Here is a 24,914-nt window from a genome sequence, read left to right as displayed (position 1 = left end):
TTATTACCAGAAAATTCCAGGACGGTAGGTTTCTTGAACACGCGGCTTGGCGTGGTCGGGATTCTTTGCGATATACTCATCAAAGTCCGCACGGAACTTTGCGGTGTAGCTGGACACCGGACCGCCAAGCGAAATAGACAGCGGGCAAATCGTCACGCCGCCGAAACCGCCGCAGAGGCTCTGCATCAGTTCCACGTCGCCGTCGTGGCCCTTGCCATCGACAATCAGGTTCAGCATGCGGTGCAACAGGCCCGTACCTTCGCGGCACGGAGTGCACTGGCCGCAACTTTCGTGGCTGTAGAAGTTGCCGAGGCAGTTCAGCAGGTCCACCATGTTGTGCGTATCGTTAATCACAATCATGGCGCCCGAACCGAACATCGTCTTCATCGAGGCAAGGCATTCGTAATCCATCGTCGCGACAGCGGCTTCTTCGGCTGTCAAAGGTGCGCAAGAGGAACCGCCCGGCAGCACGGCCTTGAGCTTTCCGCCCACGACGCCGCCGGCATACTCGTTAATCATCGTCATCATCGGGGTTCCGAGAGGAGCCTCGTACACGCCCGGATTCTTCACGTCGCCCGAGATGCAGAACACCTTCGTACCACCGGCACGGGGCGTACCCATCTTGGCATATTCACTCGGGTCGTGCTGCAGGATCCACGGGAGGGCCATGATGGTCTCCACGTTGTTCACGCAGGTCGGGGACTTCCAGGCGCCACTCACCGCCGGGAAAGGCGGCTTCAGGCGGGGCTGACCCTTCTGGCCTTCGAGCGAGTTGATAAGAGCAGTTTCTTCACCGCAAATGTAGGCACCAGCACCGCGATGCACGAAGATATCGAAGCAGAACTTGGTGCCCATGATATTTTCGCCGAGGTAACCGGCAGCGTATGCCTGGTTCAGCGCCTTGTTGATGCTCTCGATGCAGGGCAGGAATTCGCCACGGCAGTAGATGTAAGCCGCACGGGAACCGAGTGCCCAAGCCGCGATAATCAGGCCTTCGATGAGGCGGTGAGGATCTTCCATCATCAGGAAGTGGTCCTTGAACGTACCGCCTTCGCCTTCGTCGGCGTTCACCACGATGTACACGGGCTTGCCGGAATTGCGGGGCACAAAGCTCCACTTCATGCCGGTCGGGAAGCCTGCACCACCACGGCCACGCAGGTTAGAGCGCTGCACGTAGTCGATGAGTTCGAACTGGCTCATGTTGAACAGGCGTTCAGAAATATTCGCGTAGCCGCCCAGCTTCTTGTAGACTTCGATGTCCTGGGCGCCCTTGCCAAAGTTTTGCGTACAAACTTTTACACATTCAGCCATAATTACTTAGCCTCCTCGACCGGAGCCGGCTTCTGGGTGGTCACAGCCTCGTTAGAGGGCTTGGCCGTGCGTTCGCCCGAAGTGGCAATCATGCGGTACACGTCGCCGACCTTGCCGGCAGCGTCCACAAACGCCTTGTCCTTCACGCCGGGCTCGCCAACAGCTTCCCACTTGGAACCGTTCTTCTTTTCCACCACGATCTTCGTGAATTCGGGAGCGCCCTTCCATGTGAGGGTGGCGCCGTTCTCGTCGGCTTCGGCCTTCACATTCAAAACCGGAGAAGGCGGAGCGTAGTCGGCAACCTGCGGCTTGGCAGTTGCACCCGGAGCGCCGGGATGGCCGCCGTGGCCCTTCACCGTACCGCCGAGAACATCGTGCTTCGGCATGTCGTTCACGTGAGCCTTGCACCAGTCAATGATGCGGTCGATGCTTTCTTCGGTAAGGGTCGTGCCACGCTTCATCTTGAGCTGGCCGTCCACGACGTCGGTCGCGAAGTCGTCGTTCACGAGCATCATCGGGCCGTTGCCGCAGCTGCCCAGGCATTCCACCTGGAGGATAGTGAACATGCCGTCGGGAGTGGTCTCGCCGCTCTTGATGCCGAGCTTGTTTTCCACATACTTGATAAGCGGCATGGCGCCCTTGATAGTGCAACTAATGTTGCGGCAGAACTGCAACAGGAACTTGCCCTTCGGGGCGTGGTTATACATGGTATAGAAGGTCGCGACACCGAGCGCATGTGCCGGAGCGCAACCGCAAACGTTAGCCGCCCAGCGGATACCTTCCGTCGGGACCCAGCCGAACACGCCCTGCACGAGCCAGAGCACTTCAAGCAGTGCGCCCTGCCCCACCGGGTAACGGCTGAGCAAGTCGGCGCAACGTTCCTTGATTTCGGGAGTGTTGAGCTTATCGAGCACTTCCTTCGTGGGTGGCTGCGGGACAGCCTTGTGCACATGGCCAAAAGTCTGCGCCGGATCCGGGAGAGCATCGATAGACGCTGCCGGGCCGTCGAACTTCAGGCGGTTATTGGAGACAAACTGAACTGCACCAGTAATGTGATCTCTCATCGGTCAAGTTCTCCAGCGATAATGTTGAGGCCCGAAAGTACGGCCATGGAGTCGGCAAGCTGGCCACCTTCCACGAGTTCGTGGAAAGCAGCGAACTGCGTAAGGCAAGGCGGGCGTACCTTGATGCGGTACGGATGGCCGCTGCCGTCAGAAACAATCGTGAAACCGAGTTCGCCGTTAGCGCATTCGCTACCGCAGTAGTATTCGCCTTCCGGTACGCGGATGCCTTCGTACACGCTCTTGAAGCGACCGATAAGGCCTTCCATATCCTGGTAGGCGAGCTTGTGCGCCGGCACGCGGATGCGTGGGTCGACGATGTCGACCGGCCCTGGCGTAAGGCGCAACAGGGCCTGGCGCACGATCTTCACGGATTCCTCGATTTCGGCGAGGCGCACCTGCAGGCGGTCGTTGCAGTCGCCCTGGGTGCCGACCACGACTTCCCAGTCGTAGGTCTCGTAATCGTAGTAAGGTTCATCCTTGCGCAGGTCGGATGCAACACCGGAGGCACGCAGGCACGGGCCCGTCCAGCCGTAGCTGATAGCCTTCTCGGCACTGATCTTGCCGATACCCACCGTACGGTCGAGGAAGATGCGGTTTCGATCCAAGCAGGCATGCAAGTCCTTCAGGGCCTTCTCGGTAGAATCGAGAGCGGCAAGCACATCGGCTTCGAAACCCGCGTAACTGTCGCGGTAGAGGCCGCCGATACGGGCAAAGCTGTTCGTAAGACGTGCACCCGTGAGCTTTTCCCAAATGCACATGATTTCTTCACGCGGGTTGAACGCGTACATGAACGGGGTCGTACCGCCCAAGTCCTGGAAGGCCGCAGCGACGCACACGAAGTGGTCGTTGATACGGCTAAGTTCGTTCACGATTACGCGGAGCACCTTGGTGCGCTCAGGCAGTTCGATGCCGAACATGTTTTCCACCGCACGGCAGTACGCGATGTTGTTCATGATGGCCGAGCAGTAGTTGAGGCGGTCGGTATACGGAACCACCTGCTGCCAGGTACCGCGCTCCACCATCTTCTCGAACCCGCGGTGCAGGTAACCGATTTCTTCAACACTTGCGACGATGGTCTCGCCGTCCATGGCGGCCATAAAGCGCAAGCAGCCGTGAGTCGCCGGGTGGCTCGGGCCCACGTTCAAGGGCATCAAGTTCAGCTTTTCGCCATTAGGATCCAGTACGATCATTCTTTGATACTCCCTTCCAAAAATTCGTTATCGTTGGTCCCGACTTCCTTGCTACGCTGGATAACCTTGTAGCCGAGATCTTCCAGGCGCTTTTCCAGGGCCGGGAGAAGGTAGTCGTTGGTGGAAAGCCACTGGCGCTTCTGGGCAGGGTAATCCTTGCGAAGCGGATGGCCCACAAATTCCACGTGGTTCAACAGGCGGCGGAGGTCCGGATGGCCCTCGAACACGATTCCGAACTGGTCAAACACTTCGCGCTCGTACCAGTTGGCGTTCGCATAGAAGTCACAGAGCGTAGGCACCTTCGGGCATTCCTCGGAGACCAGCACCTTAAGACGGAAGCGCAGTCCCGGGTTCGAAATGCTCTTGAAGGAATAGGAAACAGCAAAGCGCGGGCCTTCGTGGTTCGGGTAAGTCAGGTAGTCGATACCCGCGATATCCACGAGCATCTCGAGTTTCACATCGGCATCTTCCTTGAGGAACTGCACCGCGTTGCGCAGGTAGCCCGCACTCACGATGGCGGTCACGCTCCACTTGTCAAGCGTTTCCCTCTTGGCACCGAATTTCTCTTCCAGGGCGGTGAAGATTTCTTCTGCAGTCTTCATCTTCTACTCCTTCCAGAACTGTGCTTTTTTTACAAGGTTCTGCTCTTTTTCCTTCACAAAATCCTTGAGTTCCGCGACCTTACCATGGGCAAAATCCTGGGCGTTGGCCTTGGCCTCGGCAGTCTTCGCCTTAATCATCTCGAGCTGTTCCTTGACGCGGTCGGCTCGCTGCTTCATGTAGGATTCGTCCTTGATCTTCTTCTGCAGGTCAAACATCGCGTCGAAGAACGCCTCCGGACGGGAAGGGCAACCGCCGATATACACGTCCACCGGAATGATATGGTCGATACCCGGGACCGTGCAGTAGCAGTCATAGAAACCGCCGGAACAGGCGCAGGCGCCCATCGCGATAACCCAGCGGGGTTCTGCCATCTGCTCGTAGATACGCTTCAGAATCGGAGCCTGCTTGTAGGTAATCGTGCCCGCGACGAGCAAGACGTCGGACTGGCGCGGCGTAAAACGAACATATTCTGAACCGATACGGGAAAGGTCGTAACGACCCACTTCCGTACTCATGAATTCGATAGCGCAACATGCCGTACCGTAAGGGAACGGCCAAAGAGAATTCGTCCTGCCCCAGTTGACTAAAAAGTCCAGGGAGGTCGTTATGATGTTTGGCTTTTCTGCCTCAGCTGTCATAGAGGGTACCTCGTAAAATGCGCGTAAAAGATAGAAAAAACGCCAAAAAGCCGGGAGAATTTACACCCGATTGGAGCATTACAAAACCATCACGAATTTGATACGGAGACGCGTAATTTGGTGATTATCAACGCCTTACGGCACGCAAAGTTTTCAGCAGACGATTGTCCGATTCGACTCGCACAATATACACCCCGCGCACAAGCCTCGGAAGGGGGGCCGAAAAGGCCGTTCCGGCAAAGGATTTCACGAGCAGGAGGTTCCCCTGCATGTCGAACAGGCGCACCGTTTTTTTGCCCGCATCCGGGGCGGCCACATTGAGCGTATTGCCCGAAAGCGAAACGCGCACCCGCGGGTCGGCAGCCGCCACGCCCGCAATCGCGACCGTCGACGAAGACACCGCACCAGAAGACAACGCTTCACTAGAAGACGACCTCACGCTGTTCGAACTCTCCACAGACGAACTCGATTCTTCCGAGCACTCCCCTATGCTGCGGGAGGCATTGGGCGTGAAGCACGCACGGGCATCCCCGTCAAGGGCCACGCTGTATATGCCCGAAATGCCAGCCTTCCCCCCTCCATTGACGAACGAGAAGTCACTGAACTTCGCCCCCGCCTTCAATACACTCTTCACCGCGATACGCTGGTGGTCGCTATCCTTGTTGATGGCGTTCTCGTATTCGTACAGGTCCCTGTCGTAATCGATATACCATACAAACACGCCGTTGTTCCCCAGTTTCGCATCGTATTTTTCGGAAGGGCGGTACTCCACTATATAGTACTCGTCGGACTGCTTCGGATTCGTAATCGAGTACGCCTGCATGTCCACCAGTTTCTTCACGCCATATACCGAATCTTCCACAGAGATCTCGGAAAGCGTAAGCCAGCCCACGGCCTCCCTCTCGAATGCAGAAAAGGCGGCAGGGATGTTGCCAGCATTCCAGCTCGTCCCGTTGTACATTCCCTGCGACATCACGTCGTACTTGTCGGGCCCTACAATCATCTTGCCATTGTCATCTTTGGCGTAATGGTCCTTGAGCCCGAGCACATGGCTGAACTCGTGCGCAAAGATACCCATCTGGTTAATCTGCGAATTGCTGGAACCGTCGGCATACTGGGCAATAAAGAGGTACTTGTCGAAGGAATAGCCGTTAGACTTATAGGCCTCATACCCTGACCCAGAACCGTTGTACATCATCTGGTACGCATGTCCCCAGAAGTTCCGGCTCTGCTTGAGCGCATCCTCTTCCATGCCCGGGAACAGGAATATGAAACCGTCAACACTCTTGCCGCTCGAGCAATACTTGTCAGCATTCGCAAGGAAGTCCGGACGTTGGGTCAGCACCTTGACACCCTCCGCCATAAAGCGCCCCTCGCTGAAACTGTCCCCCATACCGAAACTGGTCAGAGCCGCATTAATTTGTACCGGATACACATCGAAATGCGGGTTAAACCTGCCACCTGACGAATACAGGTAGTAATCGCGGAGGCTTCCAATATTGCCGTTCTTGTTGTAGCCTTCCTGGTTCAGGAAGGCATGGAACGCAGCAGAATCGCCATACGCCTTGTCCGTAGTACCCACGAGCAGCACGGGTATCCAGCGTTCGCCCGTCACCCAGCTCTTGGGCTTGGGTCTGAGCATCCGCGCAGGCATTCCAGCCTGGTCGTAGGCCATCAAGGGAAGGTGCGAAAAGTTTAGTTGTCCCGAGGTTTCTTCGGGAGCGGGAAATCGTCCCCCGTTCAAATTTTTGTGGTTCTTGCGGACCGCCTCCTGATCCAGCCCTTCCAGGAATTTCACATCGGCATCACTGCGGTCTACCGCATTCTTCGCGACCACGGAACTCGGCTTCCCCGACGCATCCACATATACGTAGTTTCCTTCGCCGTCTCCCGTGACCAGGTAGCCGTCGGCCGTTTCGGTAAAGTGGTAATGTTCATCGCCGAAATGGCGGATAGAGACCGAACTGCCGTCCTTGTTCTGCACCGTCTGCACCGCCATGCTGGCCGGACGCGCAAAAACGACCCCGGCACAAATTGCCAGGGCGACAACAACACTTTTTTTCAGAAAACAACCCATTCCAATCCCTTTTCCAAAACGGACCTATTCCGTGTAATCTTGAAAATAATAAAAATTATGCGAAAAATCACACCGGATTTTCATCATGGCCGTTTTTTGGCTTTTTTGGGAGAAAATACGTAAATGTTCTCAAAAAAATTCTCATTTTCAGAAGGGAATTATATATATTTAGAGCGTGAATCGTTTTTTAGACATATTCCAGTTTACGCACTTCCGCAAGTTCCTGGAAGAATACCAGGCCGCCCGCGCCAAGGTGGAGCCGGCCTTTACCCGTACCGAAATCTGCAACATGCTCGGGCTCGAGAAGAGCCGCAGCTACTTCGCCGACGTGCTCCGCGGCAAGAAGGTCTCCCCCCGCATGGTGGCAAAGTTCATCGAGGTGCTGGAACTCGACAAGAAAGAGGCCAAGTACTTCGAAACGCTGGTGCAGCTCGACCAGGCGAAAAGCGACGCCGCCCGCAATGCCGCGATGCAGGAAATACTGAAGTTGCACCCGAACCCGCAGCACATCGTGAACGAGGATGCCTACGAATACTACAGCCGCTGGTACAATAGCGCGCTCTTCGCCATCCTCGATGCGATGGACGTGACCGACGACATGGCGCCGGTGCAAAAGCGCATATTCCCGAAGGTTCCGCTCGGCAAACTCAAGGAATCGCTCGCCCTGCTGGAGAGGCTCGGGCTTGCACGCAAGAACGAGGAAGGCTTCTGGAAGCCCACCAAGGAAAGCATCAGCAGCGGGCCGTACAACAACGCGGACCTGATCAAGCAATACCAGTTGCAGTGTTTCGAGCTCTCGAAGCAGGCGCTGATGACGCCCCCGAAAAAGCCGACCGTCATGAGCACGCTCACGTTCAGCATCTCGAGCGAGGCATACAAGAAACTCGAGGCAGAACTGCAGGAATTCAAGGCGAAGGCAAGGCGCATCATCGGCGAAGACAAGGAAAAGGCCGACGGCGTCTACCAGATGAACATCCACCTGTTTTCGAATTTGGAGTAGGGATGATTGGAGTAAATAAAATTTCCTTTTTTAGCGCGGCGGCACTGCTGTCGCTGTTTATGGCGTGCAGCAACGGCGAAGACACCGCGGGCGTGATTTCCGAGACGGAATCGGGGAAGACCATCGCGGGCATCGTGACGGACTTTGACGGCAACACCATCAAGGGCGCCAAAGTCGCCCTCATGCGGAGAGACTTCATTGCCGTGAGAGACAATCCCGAAATGGAGACGACCACCGACGATTCCGGGAAATTCTCTTTTGAAGATATAAAAAGCGACTCCTTCAACATCCAGGTCTCATCCGACGGATTGCTGGACTTCAGGAATATTCTCGACATCACGAAGCCTGAGGATTCCGTCTATCGCTTTGAGGTCTCCGAAGGCTCGAACCTGAAGCTGGAACTGAACGCCTACGACCTCGCTCTTGGCGACACGATATGCATCGACGGCTCGCTGAATTGCTTCGTCGTGAATTCCGAAGACGTGGACCGTGGCTACATACTGGCCGATGGCATTCCCAATGCTTATTTTGAGAAAATCACCATCATGACTGCAGAAGGCGAAACGGAGACGGATTCCGTCTACTGGAGCTTCCGCTCTGAAGACACCCTCCTTGTGACCAGGAACAAGCCCGGCTATTTGGTGGGACTCCGCAAAATGACATTCAACGACAGTGTCGTGGCAACCCTCAAGGCCATGGATGCAGGCATCACGCTGAAGCACATACCCATCTTGGTGGAAAGTAAGTCCGAAACAGTCCCAACCCTGATCGATGCCAACGGCTACGAAATCGATTACCTGCTGGATGCAAAATCCGCCAAGGGAAAAGAAGTGTTGCTGATGGACCTTCCCGAAATTTCGGCAAACATGCTGGACGGAAACGTATTAAGCCTGCGCGAAATCGAGCCCACCTACCTTTCCTTCGGGCCCCACCCCTACACCTTTTACAACCTGGACGAATACGACAGCGAAGGCTTCTACGGAACCGGCCTACACCTGGATTCAACAAAAAAAGACCTCAAGGTCCACAAATATGCCGATGGATTCCCGCTGTTCGAAGACGGAAGTCTAGGGTTCAGTTTTTGGATCAAGGGAGAAACCCCTGCCGACACCGGGTTCACTATCTTTTCATCTACACCCTCCGTCAACGGAGGCTTTGAAATCAGGCAATGTTCAAAGGACCCCGCCACCATCTGCACAAGAATCTATAGTGGCCTTGAATCCGCATCCACCGACACAACCCTCTACGGAAGCGCCAAAATTCTCGATGGTTCCTGGCACCACTACTTTGTCGTTTTTGTGCAAAAGCACCTGACCATTGCCGTTGACGGGAAAACCATCCGCAACACCGATATCAAAATTAGCGACGATTTTTCTGAATTGCAGTTCAACATTGGTATCGGAGGGAAAAACGCCTTCAATGGAGAAATCGACGAAATCTTCCTCACGTCTTTCGACGATTCCATCCGGGCCAAAGGCGACACCACCTGGCAGCAACTGCAAAGCTGGCTCAGCGTTTTTTACGAGTTGCAAAAAGAACCCGCCATCCTAGACTAGAATCTGTTTATTCCTGATTCTTTGTGATTGTCGCCGCACTCTTGCGGCGATATCTTTGTATATTTTCCTTTATGAAACGTCTCGCTCACAACAAAAGCAAATGCCTGCAGTGCGCCGGCTGTGTGGGCATTTGCCCCAAGATGGCGCTCGACATGTTTGGGCTCGACCTGCAGATTGATTCCGAAAAATGCATCAAGTGCGGCATTTGCACAAAGGCATGCCCCGTCGGTGCGCTCACGATTACGGAGGTGAACGATGCTTGATTCCCGTTACGATGTCGTGGTGATTGGCGCGGGGCCCGGCGGCTCCGTTGCCGCAAGGAACTTGGCACGGGCGGGGCACAAGGTACTGCTCCTCGAAAAGCGCGAACGCATCGGCTTCCCGGTACGCTGCGGCGAAGCGAGCACCAAACTTTCCGACCTTCAGACTTACGGCCCCATCGACGATAGTTGCATCGAAAGCATTATCAACGGGCTTTATATTTACGGCCCTGCCGGCGTGAACATTGAAGTTCCGCAACCGGGCACGGGAATCATGCTGAACCGCGAAGTCTTTGACCCGTGGCTCGCCAAGCTTGCGGCCGACGACGGCGCCCAGGTAGAAACTTGTGCACGTGCCGAATTCGTAGGCGGCGTCGAAGGCGACACCCGCATGGTGCGCGTCGTACTCGGGAAAGGCAACGGCGACGGTAGCGTCACCGAGACCGGCACGCAGGAAATTTTTGCAAAGATGGTCATCGCGGCCGACGGCGTAGAAAGCCGCATCGGGCGCATGGTAGGCCTCAAGAGCGCACAAGACCCGCGCGAAACCTGCACGGGCGTCGACATCCAAGTACAGGGGCTCTTGACCAAGCCCGACTACCTCACCTTCTGGCAAGGCCACGACTTTATCAACGACGGCTACATCTGGAGTTTTCCGAAGCAGAAGTCGAACGTCACGAACTTCGGTGCAGGCTTCCTCGCCAACGGCAAGCATTCGGGCAACATCCTCGAAGTCACGATGGAATGGCTCGAGAAGCTTTTCCCGGGCGCAAAGATCAACCATACCGTCGGCGGGCTCGTGCCCGTTTCCAGCACGCTCAAGGATTACACGCTTGACCGTTTCGCCCTCGTGGGCGACGCCGCCCACCACACCAACCCGCTCACGGGTGGTGGCATCGCTGCCGCGATGAGGGCCGGCCGGTTCTGCGCAGAATACGTGGACCAGGGCCTCAAGGCCGGGAACCTCTCGAAGCAGTTCCTCAAACAGTACGAAAATCGCTGCTACGGCTACTTCGGCAAGATGCACGACTTCGAGTACAAGTTCCGCCGGTTCCTGCTCGCCATCAACCGTGAAGACCAGATCGGCCTCTACAAGGTGCTGCAGGGGTTCGCCCTCGGCGGGTACAAGAAGAGGGCCTTCCTCAAGACGCCCTTCCAGACAGCAAGGTACCTAGTCAAGTTCGCGAAGTTCAAGTAAAAACGTCTTTGGCGTTCGGCATATTGTCGGCAATCACGATAATCAGGCATTCAGCGCAACAAAACAAAAAAAGTTGCGACAGGCGTCCTTGTATATTATATTTTTCTTATTGTTAACTTACATTTTCAACTTTACAAAGGACCACCATGGATAAAAAGAAAGCCTTCACCCTCATCGAAATCATGGTGGTCATCGTCATCATGGGCATACTGGCAGCGGTAGCCGTTCCCAAGCTATTCGGCATGATAGCCAAGGCGAAGGCCGCAGAACTCCTTGCGGCATCGGGCACCTACGTCCACCTGCAAGACGCCTACCTACACCAGGGGCACGGCGTCGGCACATGGAACGATATCGGCTACGTAGGCCCTGAAAACGGAAAGAGTAGCTATTTTGAATACGGGAGCTGCCTCGCTTCCGATGACGGCGGCGAATTTATTGGATGGTATGCGACAAACCTATCCAGCCTCAACGACTGTACCGCACGCAGTTCCTGGGCTATCATCATCACGCCCGTTAGCCAAAACAGGGCCTACTACACCCAGGTAGCGTCATCGGCAGAGTGCGCAACACTCTCTAGGTACTGGGAAGTCGGCAACATCAACGTGAGCGCCTGTACTGCCGCCACAACGCAAACTGCACAGCAAGATTCAGGCGACAACAGTCAATCATCGGACGGCGACCAGGATTCAGACGACGACTCATCAGGTAACTGTGTCGCAAGCAACGGAAAAGGCGCAGGCCTCCAGCACGCCTACGGGCAGCAAAAGAAATGTAACCCGGACGCCGAGAAACCCGGCAATGGTAATGGCAACAGTGGCAGCAATGGCAAAAACAAGCACTAGCCCATATTCCAAGTCGGAGTAACCTAAAAAGGAACAATCATTTCAAGATGACCAAGCCTTATTGCCATAATTTGATTTATTTTTCCTATAGTTCGCATTCCCTGACGAAACAGGGAGGGAGTTCGCCTATGCCCAAAAGGAACGGTTTTACACTCGTCGAGATAATGGTGGTCGTCGTCATCATGGGCGTACTTGCGGCCGTGGGCGTTCCCAAACTATTCGGCGTAATAGCGAAGGCAAAGGCTGCCGAAGTCCCTGTCGCAGCAGGCACCTACATCAGCCTGCAGAACACCTACCTGCACGAGAACAACGCCGTAGGCAGCTGGCAGAATATCGGCTACGGGGCGCCGGACGGCGGCAAGAGCGACAACTTCGAGTACATCGGATGCATCCAGGGGAAGATTGCACTGAAAGCCGGCGGAGAACGCATGGTCGGCTGGCAGGCGTTCAACCTCTCCAGCCTGAATTCCTGCACCCCGCGCAGTTCCTGGTCCATAATCATCAATCCCTTGGGAGAGCACGAGCTCAACTACGAGCACATTGTCTCTTCGGCCGAATGCGGGGCGTTGACACTCAACTGGACCGTCGGAGCCGCAGGCGAAGGCGCATGCGCAGCTACTACCGCAATGAAACCGGAAAGTTCCGCGGCAGAGGAGCCGGAAAGTTCCGACGACAACGAAGAAAATTCCAGCGCATCGGAACCGGAACCGGGCAGTTCCGCAAGCAACCAGAGTTCCACAAGCAGCCAGAGTTCATCGAGCGCCGTTGATTGCGAAGCGTTAATGGCAACAGGGCACGCAGACGACCCCAGACAAATAAAAGGAAACAAGTGCGGATGGTGCTATGTAACAGAATGTAGGCTTGCGGTAAACAAGGGGCATCTCGATGCAGAAACATGCGTGAGATTGTGCGATTACGAAAAGGACCATGACGTAAACAAGGAAATCGAGGAATACGAAGAAGAGCAGCGAAGGAAAGAGCAGGAACAGCAGCAAAGCAGCAATTCCGGAGGATCCGGCACAGGAGGCGGTACCGGTGGAACCAATAGCGGTGGCGGCACTAACCAGGGCACATCTGCAGGCGGAAGCAGCGCGCAACCTACCAGTGCAGTGACACCGGATGAAGAAAGCAGTTCTAGCGAAGGAAGTAGTTCGAGTGAAGAAAGCAGTTCAAGCGCAGTTCCTGTAATAAAGGATCAGAACGGGAACACCTTAAATTATGAATCTATTCCTGCGACTGTATGTACGAAGACTAACGGCAACTGCAACAATAAAGATTATATCCCTAAGGAACAATGTGCTGTCTACAACACCAGTACCAAGCGTTGCACAACGGTGGCATCTTCTTCGTCTTCTAACTAAAGTTTCGTACTTGACAGCATGCGGTTGTATATAATCCGCTTGCCCTTCGTGCCGTCGGAAGCGCATATATGGTCAAATGGCGGCTTGAGCATCGAGGCCACGAGATGAGCCGCGACGGCTTCCGCGAACACCGGGCGGATTCTCGCCGGCAGTATCGCGAGATGCCTGCCAAAAATCTTCTGCATCAGTTCTTCACCGAATCGCTTGTCCTTGTGCTTGCCGAGCAGCAGCGACGGCCGCACGAGCGTGAGCGCCTCGAAGTTCATCATCGTGAGACCTTCCTCGAGCATTCCCTTCAGGCGGTTGTAGAAGAACGGTGAATGCGAATTCGCACCCTGTGCACTCACGCACAGGAAATGCCTTCCCCCCGCCTTCTTCGCGACGGCCGCAAGCGATAGCGGGAGCCTCACATCGATTTTCTCCTGCGCAGGCTTGCTACCCGCCTGCTTTATAGTCGTGCCGAGGCAGCATATCGCCGCATCAAGGCCCGCAAACTTCTCGCGCAACTTGTCCACGTGCTCAAAGTCGACCACATCGAAGTCTACCTTCGCTGCACCTTCCAGGATTCCTGTTTCGGCGGGCTCGGGCACGCGACGTACCGGGCAGTACACACGCTCCACCTGGTCAAGGCGTACCAGGAGTTTCAGGACATTTTTTCCGATTAGGCCGGTCGAACCGAAAAGCGCAACTTTCATGTTGCAAATTTAGTCATTAGTCAATAATCAAGAAAGGAGTTACCAAAAAAGAACTGATTAGGACGCTGTCGGCGTAGATTTCTATCTTTTTCACCATGGCATTCTTCACGAGATCGAACCTAGACGACCTGCGGCGCGAAGCGGACCAGCTTTCCATCTGCGTCGAGCATTTCCTGTACGCCTCCGAAATCGTGCCCGAATGGGACGAGAAGACGAAGGGATTCTACGACAACTGCATCGAGAAATGCAACGGCCGGCTCAAGGCAATCCACTTCCTGATGGAAAACATCCGTACGCAGGGTCAAACACCCGACGAAACCGCCCTGAACAGCGAAAAGTGACCCTGAAACCTTGTAAAGTTTTCTAAATTATACCCCGAAAAAATCGGGTTTCCCGAACCAGTATTTAAACTTTAACCCATAGGCTCATCCATGGCAAAAACATTCAAGAAAGCTGAAGAAGTCGAAGTGCTCGGCACCGATGCGGAATCGTTCCGCAAGGCGTTCACCGACCACATCCACCACACGCTCGCCCGCAACAAGGTGACCGTGACCGACCACGAGAAGTTCCTCGCCGTCGCATACGCCGTGCGCGACCGCCTCGTCGATCGCTGGATCAAGACCCAGGAGACCTACTACAAGCAGGACGTGAAGCGCGTCTACTACCTCTCCCTCGAATTCTTGATTGGCCGTACGCTCGGCAACTCCGTGCTGAACCTCGACGTCGAAAGCGCCGTCACCGAAGCGCTCGACGAAATCGGCATGACCCTCGAAGAACTCCGCGAACAGGAAGTTGACGCGGGCTTGGGTAACGGTGGCCTCGGCCGCCTCGCCGCCTGCTTCCTCGACTCCATGGCAACTCTCGAACTCCCGGCCACCGGCATGGGTATCCGCTACGAGTACGGCATGTTCAGCCAGAAGATCGTGAACGGCGAACAGGAAGAACAGCCGGATAACTGGCTGCGCCTCCCGAACCCCTGGGAAATCGCCCGCCCGGCCAACGCCATCAAGGTCCCGTTCTACGGCTACGTGGTGAGCTGGGTCGACGACAAGGGCAAGCTCCGCAACCGCTGGGAAACCAAGGACTACGTGCTCGCCCTCCCGTACGACACCCCGATTCCGGGCTACAAGAACAACACCGTGAACAACCTGCGCCTCTGGAGCGCGAAGTCCACCGACGATTTCGGCCTCAGCTACTTCAACAACGGCGACTACATCGCCGCCGTGCAAGACATGGAACTCTCTGAAACGATTTCGAAGGTTCTGTACCCGAACGACTCCTCCATGAACGGTAAGGAATTGCGCCTCAAGCAGCAGTACTTCCTGTGCTCTGCCTCCCTGCAGGACATCATCCGCCGCTTCAAGAAGCTCCACGAAGGTGACTGGAAGAAGTTCCCCGAAAAGGTCGCCATCCAGCTGAACGACACGCACCCGGCAATCTCCATCGCCGAAATGATGCGCATTCTCCTCGACATCGAGAACATGGAATGGGACGAAGCCTGGGACATCGTCACCAAGACGTTCGCCTACACGAACCACACCCTGATGCCGGAAGCCCTCGAAAAGTGGCCCGTCAGCCTCTTCGAAAAGCTCCTCCCGCGTCACCTCCAGATCATTTACGAAATCAACGCTCGCTTCCTGCGCATGGTCAGCATGAAGTGGCCCGGCGACAACGCTCGCCTCGCCCGCATGAGCCTTATCGAAGAAGGCGGCTGCAAGATGGTCCGCATGGCCTACCTCTCCATCGTGGGTTCGTTCGCCGTGAACGGCGTGGCCGCCCTCCACAGCGACCTCCTGAAGACGACGCTCTTCAAGGACTTCTACGAACTGTGGCCCGAAAAGTTCAACAACAAGACGAACGGCGTGACGCCGCGTCGCTGGGTCCGCAAGGCCAACCCCGCCATGTCGAGCCTCATCTCTTCCAAGATTGGCGAAAGCTGGGTCAAGGACCTCGACGACCTGCGCAAGCTCGAAAAGTTCGCCAAGGACGCCCAATTCCAGAAGGAATTCATGGCCGTCAAGAAGCAGAACAAGGAACGCCTCGCCAAGTACCTCAAGGAAACGCAGGGCGTGGAACTCGACACCAACATGTTCTTCGACGTGCAGGTGAAGCGCATCCACGAATACAAGCGCCAGCTGTTGAACATTCTCCATGCCATCCACCTGTACATCCAGCTCAAGGACGGCAAGGAAATCATGCCGCGCACCATCATGATCGGTGGTAAGTCCGCTCCGGGTTACTGGATGGCCAAGCAGATCATCCGCCTTGCTAATGCCGTCGCCGCCATCATCGACGCCGACCCGGTCTGCAAGGGCAAGCTCAAGATGGTGTTCCTCGAGAACTACCGCGTCTCCTTCGCCGAAAAGATTATTCCGGCGGCAGACCTCTCCGAACAGATTTCTACCGCGGGCACCGAAGCCTCGGGTACCGGCAACATGAAGTTCGCCCTCAACGGCGCGCTCACCATCGGTACGCTCGACGGTGCCAACGTGGAAATGAAGGAAGAAGTCGGCGACGAGAACATCTTCATCTTCGGCCTCACCGTGGAAGAAGTCACCGACCTGCTCGCCAAGGGCTACCGTCCGCGCGACTTCTACGAGAAGGACGACGACCTGCGCCGCGTGATCGACCTCATCGGTTCCGGCTTCTTCAGCCCCGACCGTCCGGACCTGTTCAAGCACATTGCAGACAAACTCCTCACCCACGACCCGTACATGCTCTGCGCCGACTTCCGCAGCTACGTGGACATGCAGGCCAAGGTGGCGAAGGAATACCAGAACAAGAAGGCTTGGGCCGAGAAGGCCATCCTCAACGTGGCCCGCATGGGCAAGTTCAGTTCCGACCGTACCATCAAGCAGTACGCCGAAGAAATCTGGAACGCCAAGCCCTGCAGCATCAAGCTGTAATCTAAGATGTTCGCCGGAGTTTATCCCGCACTTGATGCGGGACGAACATGACGAATGTCAAAAGTCCCGCGAGAAATCGCGGGATTTTTTCGTTTATCGACAGTATTTATTGACGCGTTGCGACCTTAACGCTATTCGCCGCAGTCTGGGCAAGGCGTTTGCCCCAGTCGCCACAGGCCCCGTCCAAAAGTTTCAGGAAGAATCGGTGTTCGTTATCGAGCGAATCGGGAACATGCGCGATATCCCCGTTTTCGAGATAATGCGCCAGGCTCACGGTATAATCGGAGCCGGGAGAACCGCCCTGACGGCCATAGCTGACGGAAATCGCGCGCACATCCACGTCGCTATCGCGGTTCACATAGAAGTCCGCGGTCACACCCCTGTAGGGCCCACGCACCACCTTCAGGTAAAGCCTCGCCCTGTCGCAGGACTCTGTTGAAGTCTTGAACGAGACTTCGGCATCTTCGTACCTGAACAGCGTGAAAAACAGCCCGAGGTCGTGTACCAGCAGGTCCACAGAAACATCCACGTCGCGGCATCGCGGAGAATACCGGTGTTCGCGCCGGAACTCAAGACGCACTGCTGGCAGTTTGCCACCGGCATCAAGAAGTTCGTTCAATTCCAGCAAGAAGTGCTTACGGAAATTCAGGAACAGCGGGTTGAAGCATTCCGACTGCGCGACAAAAAGGAGCGTACCGTTTTTCACCGAGAGGTCTACAAGTTCCTGCGCTTCTTCCGCCGTAGTGGCAAGCGGTTTTTCCACGAATACGGGAATTCTACGTTCCACAAAGAACTTCGCGTAGGCATAATGCGTTGTCGCAGGCGACGCGATTACCGCGAAATCTACATTTAATTTATCTACAGTACCGTCAAATTCATTCTGGTTGTCTACGACGGCGACAAACTGCACGCCGCACGCTTCAAAACGCTTGCGGTGACGCTTGCCCATGGTACCGTTCCCGACGAGGATTGCACGGAGCGCTCTCATCGCTTTACCTCGTTAAGTGGCAAAACCTCTGCGAGGTCTATTTCACGGCAAGTTACGCGATGCCCCGCAGGCATGTCCTTCAGGCAAAAGGCCGCACAGTAGCCGCCTTCATGGAAAACTTCACGGAAATTATATTCCGGCCTCGGGCCCTCATGTTCCAGCGCAATGCCATCAGGCATCATCGACAGCATGAACTTGTCGGGCGAAAGCGAAATACCGCGACCCGTGACCTTCATGTAGCATTCCTTCAGCGTCCAGAGCCTGCAAAATGCAACATCTTGCGCTTCGCCTTCCGGGAAGGAATGTATCCAGCACGTCTCGGACTCCTTGAAAAAACGTTCCGCCAGTCGGGAGCGGCCTTCCTTTACCCGCTCCACATCGCAACCCGCCTCGTAGGGCGAAACCACGCACATCACGCGCGTCTTGGAATGCGAAAGATTGAAGTGCACCTCCGGCGCATCGCGAAAGGCAGGTTTTCCGTTCTCGCCGAGCACCACATGGGCATCCGCACCTTCAATCCCGAAATCGCGACAAGCAATGCGCAACAACAGCCCCACGCCAAGTGACTGCACGCGCCCGCTCTGAAACTTGAAACGCATTGCCTTCTCGCGGCGATACTCAGGAACCGTCCCGAGCAGCCGTTCAAAAACTGCGGGGTCTTCCAGCACCGATATATCTGCCGTATAGACAAGCGTATCCATACCGCGCAATATAGCAATTTAGGCCTATTGCACGCCATACCGCAAAGATTTATATTTTGCAACGCAAGAAGATCCTCGCCTACGCGAGGATGACACCACTAAGACAACAGTAATCATGGATATCAAGAAGACAAACGCGGCACGCATTCTGGACCGTCAGAAAATCAGTTACGAACTCATCCCCTACAAGGTCGACGAGAACGACCTCGGCGCACAACACGTGGCCGACAGCCTCGGCGAAGACATCAACCAAATTTTCAAGACCATCCTCGTTCACGGCGACAAAATCGGTTACCTCGTATGCGTCGTACCCGGGAATCTCGAAGTAGATTTAAAGGGGGCCGCCAAGGTGAGTGGCAACAAGAAAATCGATACCGTCCCGCTCAAGGACCTCACCCCGCTTACTGGCTACATCCGCGGCGGCTGCAGCCCGCTCGGGCTCAAGAAAAACTTCCCCATTTTCATTCACGAAACGGCGATGCAGTTCCCGTTCATCTACGTGAGCGCGGGCGAACGTGGCCTGCAACTGAAGGTTGCTCCCGCCGACCTCGTAAAGGCGACTCGCGCCACCGTGGGCGTGATTGCACGTGTCCCGCCCGAAGCCCCGCAGGACTAAGCGAGCAACAAGAGTTTCGCATCAAAAAAGCCTCTCCCGAAGGAGAGGCTTAAAAATTTCACAGCAAACCGGATTACTTCACCGAAATGCTACGGACGGTTCCTCCCTGCTTCACCAGGAAGACGCCGGAATGGAACCTAGCCTTGATAGCCGTTTTCAGGGAGGCGTCATTTTCGGTTTCAAAGGAACTGAGGAACTTGCCCTGGGCGTCAAACACGAGCGACGTGTTGCTGCCGATCGCCATAGAACGAATTTCAGCGATAGCCGTGGTCGACGAGCTGCTGGCAATAACAGAGGAACTAGGCGGAGCAACGGAAGAACTGGACGCTCCTTCAATATAGACCTTGGCATAGGGGAAGTCGTATTCGCCACGTGCATTTGCACCCGAATTGCTTCCGGCTTCGCCAAGGATCTTGGCTTCGTGCATCTTACCCATCTTCATGCCAAGTTCTTCCCACTTCTTGAAGTGCGCAGTAATGTCGATGGTACCGCAATCGCGCTTACTCTTACGAACGCTGAAATACTGCTTGAAGTAAGTGTTGTCGCCATCGATGGAATAGGAGGTTCGGTCTCCCTCGTAAACCGTATACTGTGCGCCATCGATTTCATAATCGCCGTGATTCTTTGCCGAAGCGCCCTGGGCAACCCACGAACCAGGCATATACTGGCTACCGGTGTTATCCACAATGTACCATTCCACCAGGGGTTCACGAGTCCAGCCGTAAATACCGATGTAGGAATAATCGATTCCGGAAAGATTACCCTTGACCAACTTGAAATCAGCCTTCATGTGGCCAAGTTCCTCGTGGGTCTTATCGCTGTTGAAAGAAAGACCAGCACGGCACAGATAGTCCTTGGCACCCGTCATCTGACAATTGAACGAACCATCGTCGTAGAACGTCGCGGAGCCACCGTTTCCACCTTCGTTCCAGAGCTCGTAGCCAATGCCATTGGTGAACGCCCCTACTTTATTCGAAGTGACCTCGACCTTGGATCCGCTATGGGCGGCAGTTTGACAGAAATCCTGAGCAAAGGCATTTACAGTCAGGGCACAAGCGGCAATCAAGCCATATTTTAGAAGTGTTTTCATATGGACATCCTTTTTTTTAGAAATCTACTTCAATAAGCATTGTTTTGCTGAGTGCTTTCATCGCCCCCATTATTCCAAGTTGGAGTATCCCCTCCCCCATGAATTGGAATTATAGGCTATATTTAAAAAATGCTCAACAAATTCGCAGCGACCCTTATAACCGTCACGGCAGCAAGTGCATTTTTTTTCGCGTGTTCCGACGATTCGAACAGCTCCGGACCGGCAGATGATACATCCGTAGAGTCATCCAGTTCTTCGCGTCATTCCGAGCTTGACCCGGAATCTTCTAGCACATCGTCCTCATCAAGCAGCGCAGATGGCGGGTCCTTGCCCGCCATGACGAGTTCATCATTCACATTATCCTCGTCACGTCATTCCGGGCTTGACCCGGAATCTTCCAGCAGTTCCGTCACAGTTTCCTCCTCGAGCGATTCGCCCTACCTTTGGAACGACGAATTCGACACCATCGACACCACAAAATGGACATTCGAAATCGGCACGGGAGCGAGCGGCTGGGGCAACAACGAAAAGCAGTACTACACCGCGCGCAGCGAAAATGCCTACGTACAAGACGGCATCCTCCACATCCGCGCGAAAAAGGAAGATTACGAAGGTTCCGGCTACACATCCGCCCGCATGATTACCAAGGGCAAGTTCAGCTTCACGTACGGCACCGTCGAGGCCCGCATCGCGCTGCCCACAGGCAAGGGAATCTGGCCCGCGTTCTGGATGCTCGGGGCAAACATTGACGAAGTCAGCTGGCCCGCCTGTGGCGAAATCGACATCATCGAATCCATCAACGACGAGAGCGTTGTCTACGGGACCAACCACTGGCAATTCGAAGGTAGTCACGCCGAATACGGTAACAACACGGGCGATTTCCATGGAGCAAAGAAGGAACTCGACATCACGCAGTTCCACACATACAAACTCACATGGGACGAAAAAATCATCGCGATGTACGTAGACGACTTCAAGTACCACGAAATTTCCATCGAGAACAATGCCGGCGGGACCGACGCCTTCCATAAGCCGCAATTTTTCCTGCTGAACGTCGCCGTGGGCGGAAACTGGCCCGGATTCGAGATTGATGACACGCAATTCCCGAACGAAATGCTCGTCGACTACATCCGCGTCACAAGATAGTGGCGCAGGCAAAACGCCTTCGCAGGAAATTCAGAGTTACTTTTTCGCAGGGGCCTTGGCGGCCTTTTTCGCCTCGCCTTTCGCAGAAGCCTTTTCTTCCTTCGCAGCGACAACACCGTCATTCTTCAGCAAGAAACCCGCCACGCTCTTTTCGCGCACGAACGTCTCTTTCGCGGCCTTCTGCACGTCGGCAGCGCTGACCTTGTCGAGCATCTCAGCCCACCTCAAGAAGATATGGTAATCACCGAACATCTCGTACCAGGCAAGCATTGTCGCCACGTTCTCCATGTCGGTAAAGCTGCGCACCAGGCCCGCATAGGCGTGGTTCTTCACCTTCTGGAAGTCGTGTTCGCTTACGGGTTCGTTCTTGAGTTTTTCCAGTTCTTCCCAGACAATCTTCTCGACCTTATCGGCATCGGCACCAAGCCGCATGCTCACACGTACTGTGAATTCCGAGACATACTTGTTAGGGCTGTTGCCGGCACTCACGCTCACGGCAAGCTTTTCCTGTTCCACCAGGCGCTTGTAGAGCCTTCCCGAGCGCCCGTTCAGCACGCCTTCGGCAATGTCGAGCGCATAGAGGCTCGTATCGCCCACCTCGGGCGTCTTGAACACCAGGACATACAGGTTCGGGGCATCTGCACGCACTTGCTTAAAGCGCTTTTCCCCCACCTGTTCAGGGTCGCGGATCGTAAGCGGGGGGAAAGCCTCCCCTGCTGGAATATTCCCGAAATACTTCTTCACCATCTCCATCGTGGAGGCCGTATCCAGGTCGCCCGCCAGCACGAGGATGGCATTGCGGGGCTTGTAGTACTTGCGGTAATGCTCGTCGGCCATCTCGCGGGTCAAATTCATGATGTCGCTCGGCCAGCCGATGGTCGGCACGCGGTACGGGAAAGCTTCGTATATCAGGGAATTGAGCGTCTCGAAAAAGCGGCCCGTGGGCTTGTCGTCGTAACGCATGCGGCGTTCTTCGCGCACCACGTCACGTTCAGAATAAAACTCGCGCAAAACCGCATTCTGCATGCGGTCGGATTCGAGCCACATGAAAAGTTCAATCTTGTCTTTCGGGAGCGTCACGATGTAGGCCGTCATCAAATCCGTCGTAAACGCATTGAGACCGGTACCGCCCACGGACTGGTATGCGCCCCAGAGTTCGTCCTTCACAAAGAGCTTGCGCTGTTCGTTCAGGAGGGAATCGTGTTCGGCGGTAAGCTTCTTCACGGTAGCCGTATCGCCCGCAAGTTTCGCCGGACGGATAAGCGCCTGCAGGCTGTCTTCACGCACCATGAACGCCGCATCGGCGATGCTGTCGGTAACGCCCACCTTGTTGGTGCCCTTGAAAAGTTCATGTTCCAGGATATGCGCCAGGCCCGACTTGCCCGGGACTTCGTGCACGGAGCCTGTCACGTAAAACAGGCGGCAGCTCACCGTAGGGGCCTGCTTGTTCGGGTGCAACAGCACCGTAAGGCCGTTCGGCAAAACTTCCTTGTGAACATCCAGTTTCACTTCGGCATGGGTTACAACGCAAAAAGAAAGAACCGCCGCGGTAACCGCGGCGAGCCTTCCAAAATTTCTCGGTAAAAAGCTCATGCCCTAAATTTACACTTTTTTCGGGCGAGAGCCCAGCGCCAGATCAGCGGAGAATGAAGTTCTTCGCGCGATTGTGCGATTCCAGGCGCACTACAAGCGGCGTTCCGCGGGCAAGGCCTTCAAGTCCGATGCGGTACAATGCCCCTGCAAACGAGGAGGACGCGAGCAGATTGCCCTGCATGTCGAAAATGCGGACAACCTTCGCACCCATTTCGGGAGCGTAAATTTCAAGCGTGCGGCCAACAAGAGCAACGCGGATTTCTGCACCTGCCGGAACATGATTCACGATTGTCGTCGAGGAACTGGACTCAGACATAGAACTGCTAGTAGACACACTTGTCGAGCTAGAGCTTGACGGCGGTGTGACGCTGGAAGAGGATTCCGCGCTCGAACACGACTCGGGCTCCGCACTACTGGAGCTAGCCGTACTGCTGGAACTAGCCACGCTGCTTGACGAAGACATAACGAACTTGCATTCAGTCACGGCGACATTCGAATCGAGGGCAAAGCAAACATTCGTATCGGACTCAGTAATATTGAAGAGGCCCGCAAGCACCACAGAACTGTCCCAAGCAAGCACCGGTGAAAGTTTCGTCACGTTCTGACTTCCGGGGAACGGGTCGTCCTTCTGCCTTGTGCCGCCACCCTGGCTCATGTAGCCGCCTGTTTGCGAAAGCACTCTCACGTCTCCCGCCTCGATAATGTCTACACGTTGGTGTTTCGGGTTGTCGTTCAGCGTGTCCTTCACCCATGCCGAGGAGTTATAGTCGATATGCCATACGAGCATGCCATGATTCGGAAGACCGCCATCCCACTTATCCTGCCGACGGTTCTCGAAAACATACCATTCGTTATCGTTTACGCTCACGTAGTATGCAAAATTATTCGTGCCAAGCGGAGGAACAGCTTTCACTTGGGAATCAATCTCAAGCGTTGTATAATCGAGCCACCCCATGAAATTCCTCTCGAACGCATTGTAGTTGGGCGGTTTGCGATAACTACCGCTGTACATGCCAGTCGCCATCACGTCCCAAGCATGCGCCCCCGGGGCCTGGTAGATGCTGTCGGCATAGCTCGCCGAGCAACCGCTAGAACGCACGCAGTAGTGGTCCTTGAGGCCCATCGTATGGCTGAACTCGTGAATCAACTGCACGACATGGCTAGGGCCCTGATCGATGATAAAGCAGGTATTGAAAATCTTTCCATCCGCCGTTTCCACCGTCGACTTGTATTTTTTGAGTGTCGTCTGGAATCCGCCCAGGTGCTTTGTACCACTCTTGTAACGGTCCCCTGCATACATCACGCCGAACGCATCGATTTCGCCATCGTTGTCACGATCGTATAGCGACGCGTCAAACGACGGATATTTTTCGAGCATTGAAATAACAGCCCTTTTCATGAGGGTCGCCTCGTTCCCGATATATCCGATAAACGGTTCGCTCTCGCTTACCAGGAATACATCAAAGGTCGGGACAAACGCACCGGACGACTGGTCGGCAAAGTAATCCCTGGCAGAACCCAGATAACCATCCTCATTGTAGTTTTTTGCGCTCAGGCGCGCGTACATGCCCGCAGAATCGAGATTTTCCCTACCGTCAGCCTCCCCTGCCACAAGGATAACGGGGAAACGCAGTTTCCCTTTGGAATGGTGCGACTTCGGGAGCACTTTAGGTATCCAGGCTGCCCGAGCCTCCTTACGTTCCGCATCCGGAATTTCGAAACGATTCGGCGTATTCAACCGGTGTGCCTTGAAAGCCTTTTCACGGTTGAGCCCGTTCAAGAAAGCCCTTTCGGCACTCCTGCGCTTATGAGAATTTCGAGCCTTGTATTTCGAGGGCTTGCCATTTTCGTCGGCGTAGTAGAAGACATTCCTTTCGTCGGTAACCACGAGGTAACCGTCCTCCGTACGCGTGACACTGTAGTATTCGTCGCCCAGGTCCTGGAGCGTAAGCGAATCGCCGTCGTTGATGACAACTCGGCGTTCACTAGGATCAAGCGGGGACGCAAGCACCGCCGCCGGCAATAGCACGCACAAAGCAGCCATTCCGGCAGTCAAGCGAAATCTACCCATCAAGCACA

22 protein-coding genes are annotated in these 24,914 nt (G+C 55.1%); 10 read left to right on the top strand and 12 right to left on the bottom strand.

The annotated features are described in order from the left end of the window. Positions 1-3 precede the first annotated feature (3 nt). From nuoF to B7994_RS01975, 6 genes are all read right to left on the bottom strand, one after another. Entirely contained in the window at positions 4-1,311 is a 1,308-nt protein-coding gene (nuoF, locus tag B7994_RS02000) for an NADH-quinone oxidoreductase subunit NuoF (protein WP_088636794.1), read from the bottom strand. 2 nt (positions 1,312-1,313) lie between these two features. Next, a complete protein-coding gene (locus B7994_RS01995; protein ID WP_088636793.1) occupies positions 1,314-2,375 on the bottom strand; it encodes an NAD(P)H-dependent oxidoreductase subunit E in 1,062 nt (353 codons plus the stop codon). After that, positions 2,372-3,565, bottom strand: a complete 1,194-nt coding sequence (locus B7994_RS01990) for an NADH-quinone oxidoreductase subunit D (protein WP_088636792.1) — start codon at positions 3,563-3,565, stop codon at positions 2,372-2,374. The genes B7994_RS01995 and B7994_RS01990 overlap by 4 nt, the downstream gene beginning before the upstream one ends. Beyond that, positions 3,562-4,167, bottom strand: coding sequence for an NADH-quinone oxidoreductase subunit C (locus tag B7994_RS01985; RefSeq protein WP_088636791.1), 606 nt, complete (start codon positions 4,165-4,167; stop codon positions 3,562-3,564). Before B7994_RS01985 ends, B7994_RS01990 begins: the two co-directional genes overlap by 4 nt. Positions 4,168-4,170: 3 nt before the next feature. Further along, entirely contained in the window at positions 4,171-4,806 is a 636-nt protein-coding gene (locus B7994_RS01980) for an NADH-quinone oxidoreductase subunit B (protein ID WP_088636790.1), read from the bottom strand. A gap of 127 nt (positions 4,807-4,933) precedes the next feature. Then, a complete protein-coding gene (locus B7994_RS01975; protein ID WP_088636789.1) occupies positions 4,934-6,883 on the bottom strand; it encodes an immune inhibitor A domain-containing protein in 1,950 nt (649 codons plus the stop codon). A gap of 175 nt (positions 6,884-7,058) precedes the next feature. On the opposite strand from B7994_RS01975, the gene B7994_RS01970 reads away from it, so the two are divergent. From B7994_RS01970 to B7994_RS14365, 6 genes are all read left to right on the top strand, one after another. Beyond that, positions 7,059-7,883, top strand: a complete 825-nt coding sequence (locus B7994_RS01970) for a TIGR02147 family protein (protein WP_088636788.1) — start codon at positions 7,059-7,061, stop codon at positions 7,881-7,883. Positions 7,884-7,885: 2 nt separating this feature from the next. After that, the gene (locus B7994_RS01965; RefSeq protein ID WP_088636787.1) at positions 7,886-9,439 is read left to right on the top strand and encodes a LamG-like jellyroll fold domain-containing protein; all 1,554 of its coding nucleotides are present in this window, start codon (positions 7,886-7,888) and stop codon (positions 9,437-9,439) included. Between the two features lie 71 nt (positions 9,440-9,510). Beyond that, a complete protein-coding gene (locus tag B7994_RS01960; RefSeq protein WP_088636786.1) occupies positions 9,511-9,702 on the top strand; it encodes a DUF362 domain-containing protein in 192 nt (63 codons plus the stop codon). After that, positions 9,695-10,897 carry an NAD(P)/FAD-dependent oxidoreductase gene (locus B7994_RS01955; RefSeq protein ID WP_088636785.1) on the top strand — a complete coding sequence of 401 codons (1,203 nt, stop codon included), beginning with the start codon at positions 9,695-9,697 and terminating at the stop codon, positions 10,895-10,897. Before B7994_RS01960 ends, B7994_RS01955 begins: the two co-directional genes overlap by 8 nt. Before the next feature lie 146 nt (positions 10,898-11,043). After that, a complete protein-coding gene (locus B7994_RS14370) occupies positions 11,044-11,739 on the top strand; it encodes a type II secretion system protein (protein ID WP_088636784.1) in 696 nt (231 codons plus the stop codon). Positions 11,740-11,867: 128 nt separating this feature from the next. Beyond that, positions 11,868-13,100 (top strand): prepilin-type N-terminal cleavage/methylation domain-containing protein, encoded by a 1,233-nt coding sequence (locus tag B7994_RS14365; protein WP_158213042.1) that lies wholly within the window; start codon positions 11,868-11,870, stop codon positions 13,098-13,100. Here B7994_RS14365 and B7994_RS01940 read toward each other — a convergent pair. Further along, the gene (locus B7994_RS01940) at positions 13,097-13,795 is read right to left on the bottom strand and encodes an NAD(P)H-binding protein (protein WP_088636782.1); all 699 of its coding nucleotides are present in this window, start codon (positions 13,793-13,795) and stop codon (positions 13,097-13,099) included. The genes B7994_RS14365 and B7994_RS01940 overlap by 4 nt on opposite strands. Positions 13,796-13,890: 95 nt before the next feature. Between B7994_RS01940 and B7994_RS01935 the strand changes: the two genes are divergently transcribed. Together B7994_RS01935 and B7994_RS01930 are read left to right on the top strand one after the other, a co-directional pair. Beyond that, positions 13,891-14,136 (top strand): hypothetical protein, encoded by a 246-nt coding sequence (locus B7994_RS01935; RefSeq protein WP_088636781.1) that lies wholly within the window; start codon positions 13,891-13,893, stop codon positions 14,134-14,136. 90 nt (positions 14,137-14,226) lie between these two features. Then, a complete protein-coding gene (locus B7994_RS01930) occupies positions 14,227-16,701 on the top strand; it encodes a glycogen/starch/alpha-glucan phosphorylase (protein WP_088636780.1) in 2,475 nt (824 codons plus the stop codon). Positions 16,702-16,807: 106 nt separating this feature from the next. Here the strand turns inward: B7994_RS01930 and B7994_RS01925 are convergent, their stop codons facing one another. Together B7994_RS01925 and B7994_RS01920 are read right to left on the bottom strand one after the other, a co-directional pair. Then, positions 16,808-17,689 carry a Gfo/Idh/MocA family protein gene (locus B7994_RS01925; RefSeq protein WP_088636779.1) on the bottom strand — a complete coding sequence of 294 codons (882 nt, stop codon included), beginning with the start codon at positions 17,687-17,689 and terminating at the stop codon, positions 16,808-16,810. Continuing rightward, positions 17,686-18,390, bottom strand: coding sequence for a 4'-phosphopantetheinyl transferase superfamily protein (locus B7994_RS01920; RefSeq protein ID WP_233142939.1), 705 nt, complete (start codon positions 18,388-18,390; stop codon positions 17,686-17,688). The genes B7994_RS01925 and B7994_RS01920 overlap by 4 nt, the downstream gene beginning before the upstream one ends. A gap of 115 nt (positions 18,391-18,505) precedes the next feature. Here B7994_RS01920 and ybaK point away from each other — a divergent pair, with 115 nt between their 5' ends. Next, positions 18,506-19,006, top strand: a complete 501-nt coding sequence (ybaK, locus tag B7994_RS01915; protein ID WP_088636778.1) for a Cys-tRNA(Pro) deacylase — start codon at positions 18,506-18,508, stop codon at positions 19,004-19,006. Between the two features lie 73 nt (positions 19,007-19,079). Here ybaK and B7994_RS01910 read toward each other — a convergent pair whose 3' ends face one another. Further along, positions 19,080-20,096 (bottom strand): glycoside hydrolase family 11 protein, encoded by a 1,017-nt coding sequence (locus tag B7994_RS01910; RefSeq protein WP_088636777.1) that lies wholly within the window; start codon positions 20,094-20,096, stop codon positions 19,080-19,082. A gap of 129 nt (positions 20,097-20,225) precedes the next feature. Here B7994_RS01910 and B7994_RS01905 point away from each other — a divergent pair, with 129 nt between their 5' ends. Next, the gene (locus B7994_RS01905) at positions 20,226-21,242 is read left to right on the top strand and encodes a glycoside hydrolase family 16 protein (RefSeq protein ID WP_088636776.1); all 1,017 of its coding nucleotides are present in this window, start codon (positions 20,226-20,228) and stop codon (positions 21,240-21,242) included. Positions 21,243-21,278: 36 nt separating this feature from the next. Here the strand turns inward: B7994_RS01905 and B7994_RS01900 are convergent, their stop codons facing one another. Together B7994_RS01900 and B7994_RS01895 are read right to left on the bottom strand one after the other, a co-directional pair. Then, positions 21,279-22,835: a pitrilysin family protein gene (locus tag B7994_RS01900; protein WP_088636775.1), complete on the bottom strand. Its 1,557-nt coding sequence runs from the start codon at positions 22,833-22,835 to the stop codon at positions 21,279-21,281. A gap of 43 nt (positions 22,836-22,878) precedes the next feature. Further along, positions 22,879-24,906 (bottom strand): hypothetical protein, encoded by a 2,028-nt coding sequence (locus tag B7994_RS01895; protein WP_144063705.1) that lies wholly within the window; start codon positions 24,904-24,906, stop codon positions 22,879-22,881. Positions 24,907-24,914: the final 8 nt, after the last annotated feature.

Origin of the sequence: Fibrobacter sp. UWR2 (assembly GCF_002210285.1) — a bacterium.
Taxonomy (GTDB): Bacteria; Fibrobacterota; Fibrobacteria; order Fibrobacterales; family Fibrobacteraceae; genus Fibrobacter.
This window is presented reverse-complemented; position numbering and strand designations above follow the sequence as displayed.

Bases quoted from the DNA above. Each gene is read 5' to 3' on its own strand.
- nuoF (WP_088636794.1), bottom strand. From the start codon at position 1,311: ATGGCTGAATGTGTAAAAGTTTGTACGCAAAACTTTGGCAAGGGCGCC.
- B7994_RS01995 (WP_088636793.1), bottom strand. From the start codon at position 2,375: ATGAGAGATCACATTACTGGTGCAGTTCAGTTTGTCTCCAATAACCGC.
- B7994_RS01990 (WP_088636792.1), bottom strand. From the start codon at position 3,565: ATGATCGTACTGGATCCTAATGGCGAAAAGCTGAACTTGATGCCCTTG.
- B7994_RS01985 (WP_088636791.1), bottom strand. From the start codon at position 4,167: ATGAAGACTGCAGAAGAAATCTTCACCGCCCTGGAAGAGAAATTCGGT.
- B7994_RS01980 (WP_088636790.1), bottom strand. From the start codon at position 4,806: ATGACAGCTGAGGCAGAAAAGCCAAACATCATAACGACCTCCCTGGAC.
- B7994_RS01975 (WP_088636789.1), bottom strand. From the start codon at position 6,883: ATGGGTTGTTTTCTGAAAAAAAGTGTTGTTGTCGCCCTGGCAATTTGT.
- B7994_RS01965 (WP_088636787.1), top strand. From the start codon at position 7,886: ATGATTGGAGTAAATAAAATTTCCTTTTTTAGCGCGGCGGCACTGCTG.
- B7994_RS01960 (WP_088636786.1), top strand. From the start codon at position 9,511: ATGAAACGTCTCGCTCACAACAAAAGCAAATGCCTGCAGTGCGCCGGC.
- B7994_RS01955 (WP_088636785.1), top strand. From the start codon at position 9,695: ATGCTTGATTCCCGTTACGATGTCGTGGTGATTGGCGCGGGGCCCGGC.
- B7994_RS14370 (WP_088636784.1), top strand. From the start codon at position 11,044: ATGGATAAAAAGAAAGCCTTCACCCTCATCGAAATCATGGTGGTCATC.
- B7994_RS14365 (WP_158213042.1), top strand. From the start codon at position 11,868: ATGCCCAAAAGGAACGGTTTTACACTCGTCGAGATAATGGTGGTCGTC.
- B7994_RS01940 (WP_088636782.1), bottom strand. From the start codon at position 13,795: ATGAAAGTTGCGCTTTTCGGTTCGACCGGCCTAATCGGAAAAAATGTC.
- B7994_RS01935 (WP_088636781.1), top strand. From the start codon at position 13,891: ATGGCATTCTTCACGAGATCGAACCTAGACGACCTGCGGCGCGAAGCG.
- B7994_RS01930 (WP_088636780.1), top strand. From the start codon at position 14,227: ATGGCAAAAACATTCAAGAAAGCTGAAGAAGTCGAAGTGCTCGGCACC.
- B7994_RS01925 (WP_088636779.1), bottom strand. From the start codon at position 17,689: ATGAGAGCGCTCCGTGCAATCCTCGTCGGGAACGGTACCATGGGCAAG.
- B7994_RS01920 (WP_233142939.1), bottom strand. From the start codon at position 18,390: ATGGATACGCTTGTCTATACGGCAGATATATCGGTGCTGGAAGACCCC.
- ybaK (WP_088636778.1), top strand. From the start codon at position 18,506: ATGGATATCAAGAAGACAAACGCGGCACGCATTCTGGACCGTCAGAAA.
- B7994_RS01910 (WP_088636777.1), bottom strand. From the start codon at position 20,096: ATGAAAACACTTCTAAAATATGGCTTGATTGCCGCTTGTGCCCTGACT.
- B7994_RS01905 (WP_088636776.1), top strand. From the start codon at position 20,226: ATGCTCAACAAATTCGCAGCGACCCTTATAACCGTCACGGCAGCAAGT.
- B7994_RS01900 (WP_088636775.1), bottom strand. From the start codon at position 22,835: ATGAGCTTTTTACCGAGAAATTTTGGAAGGCTCGCCGCGGTTACCGCG.
- B7994_RS01895 (WP_144063705.1), bottom strand. From the start codon at position 24,906: ATGGGTAGATTTCGCTTGACTGCCGGAATGGCTGCTTTGTGCGTGCTA.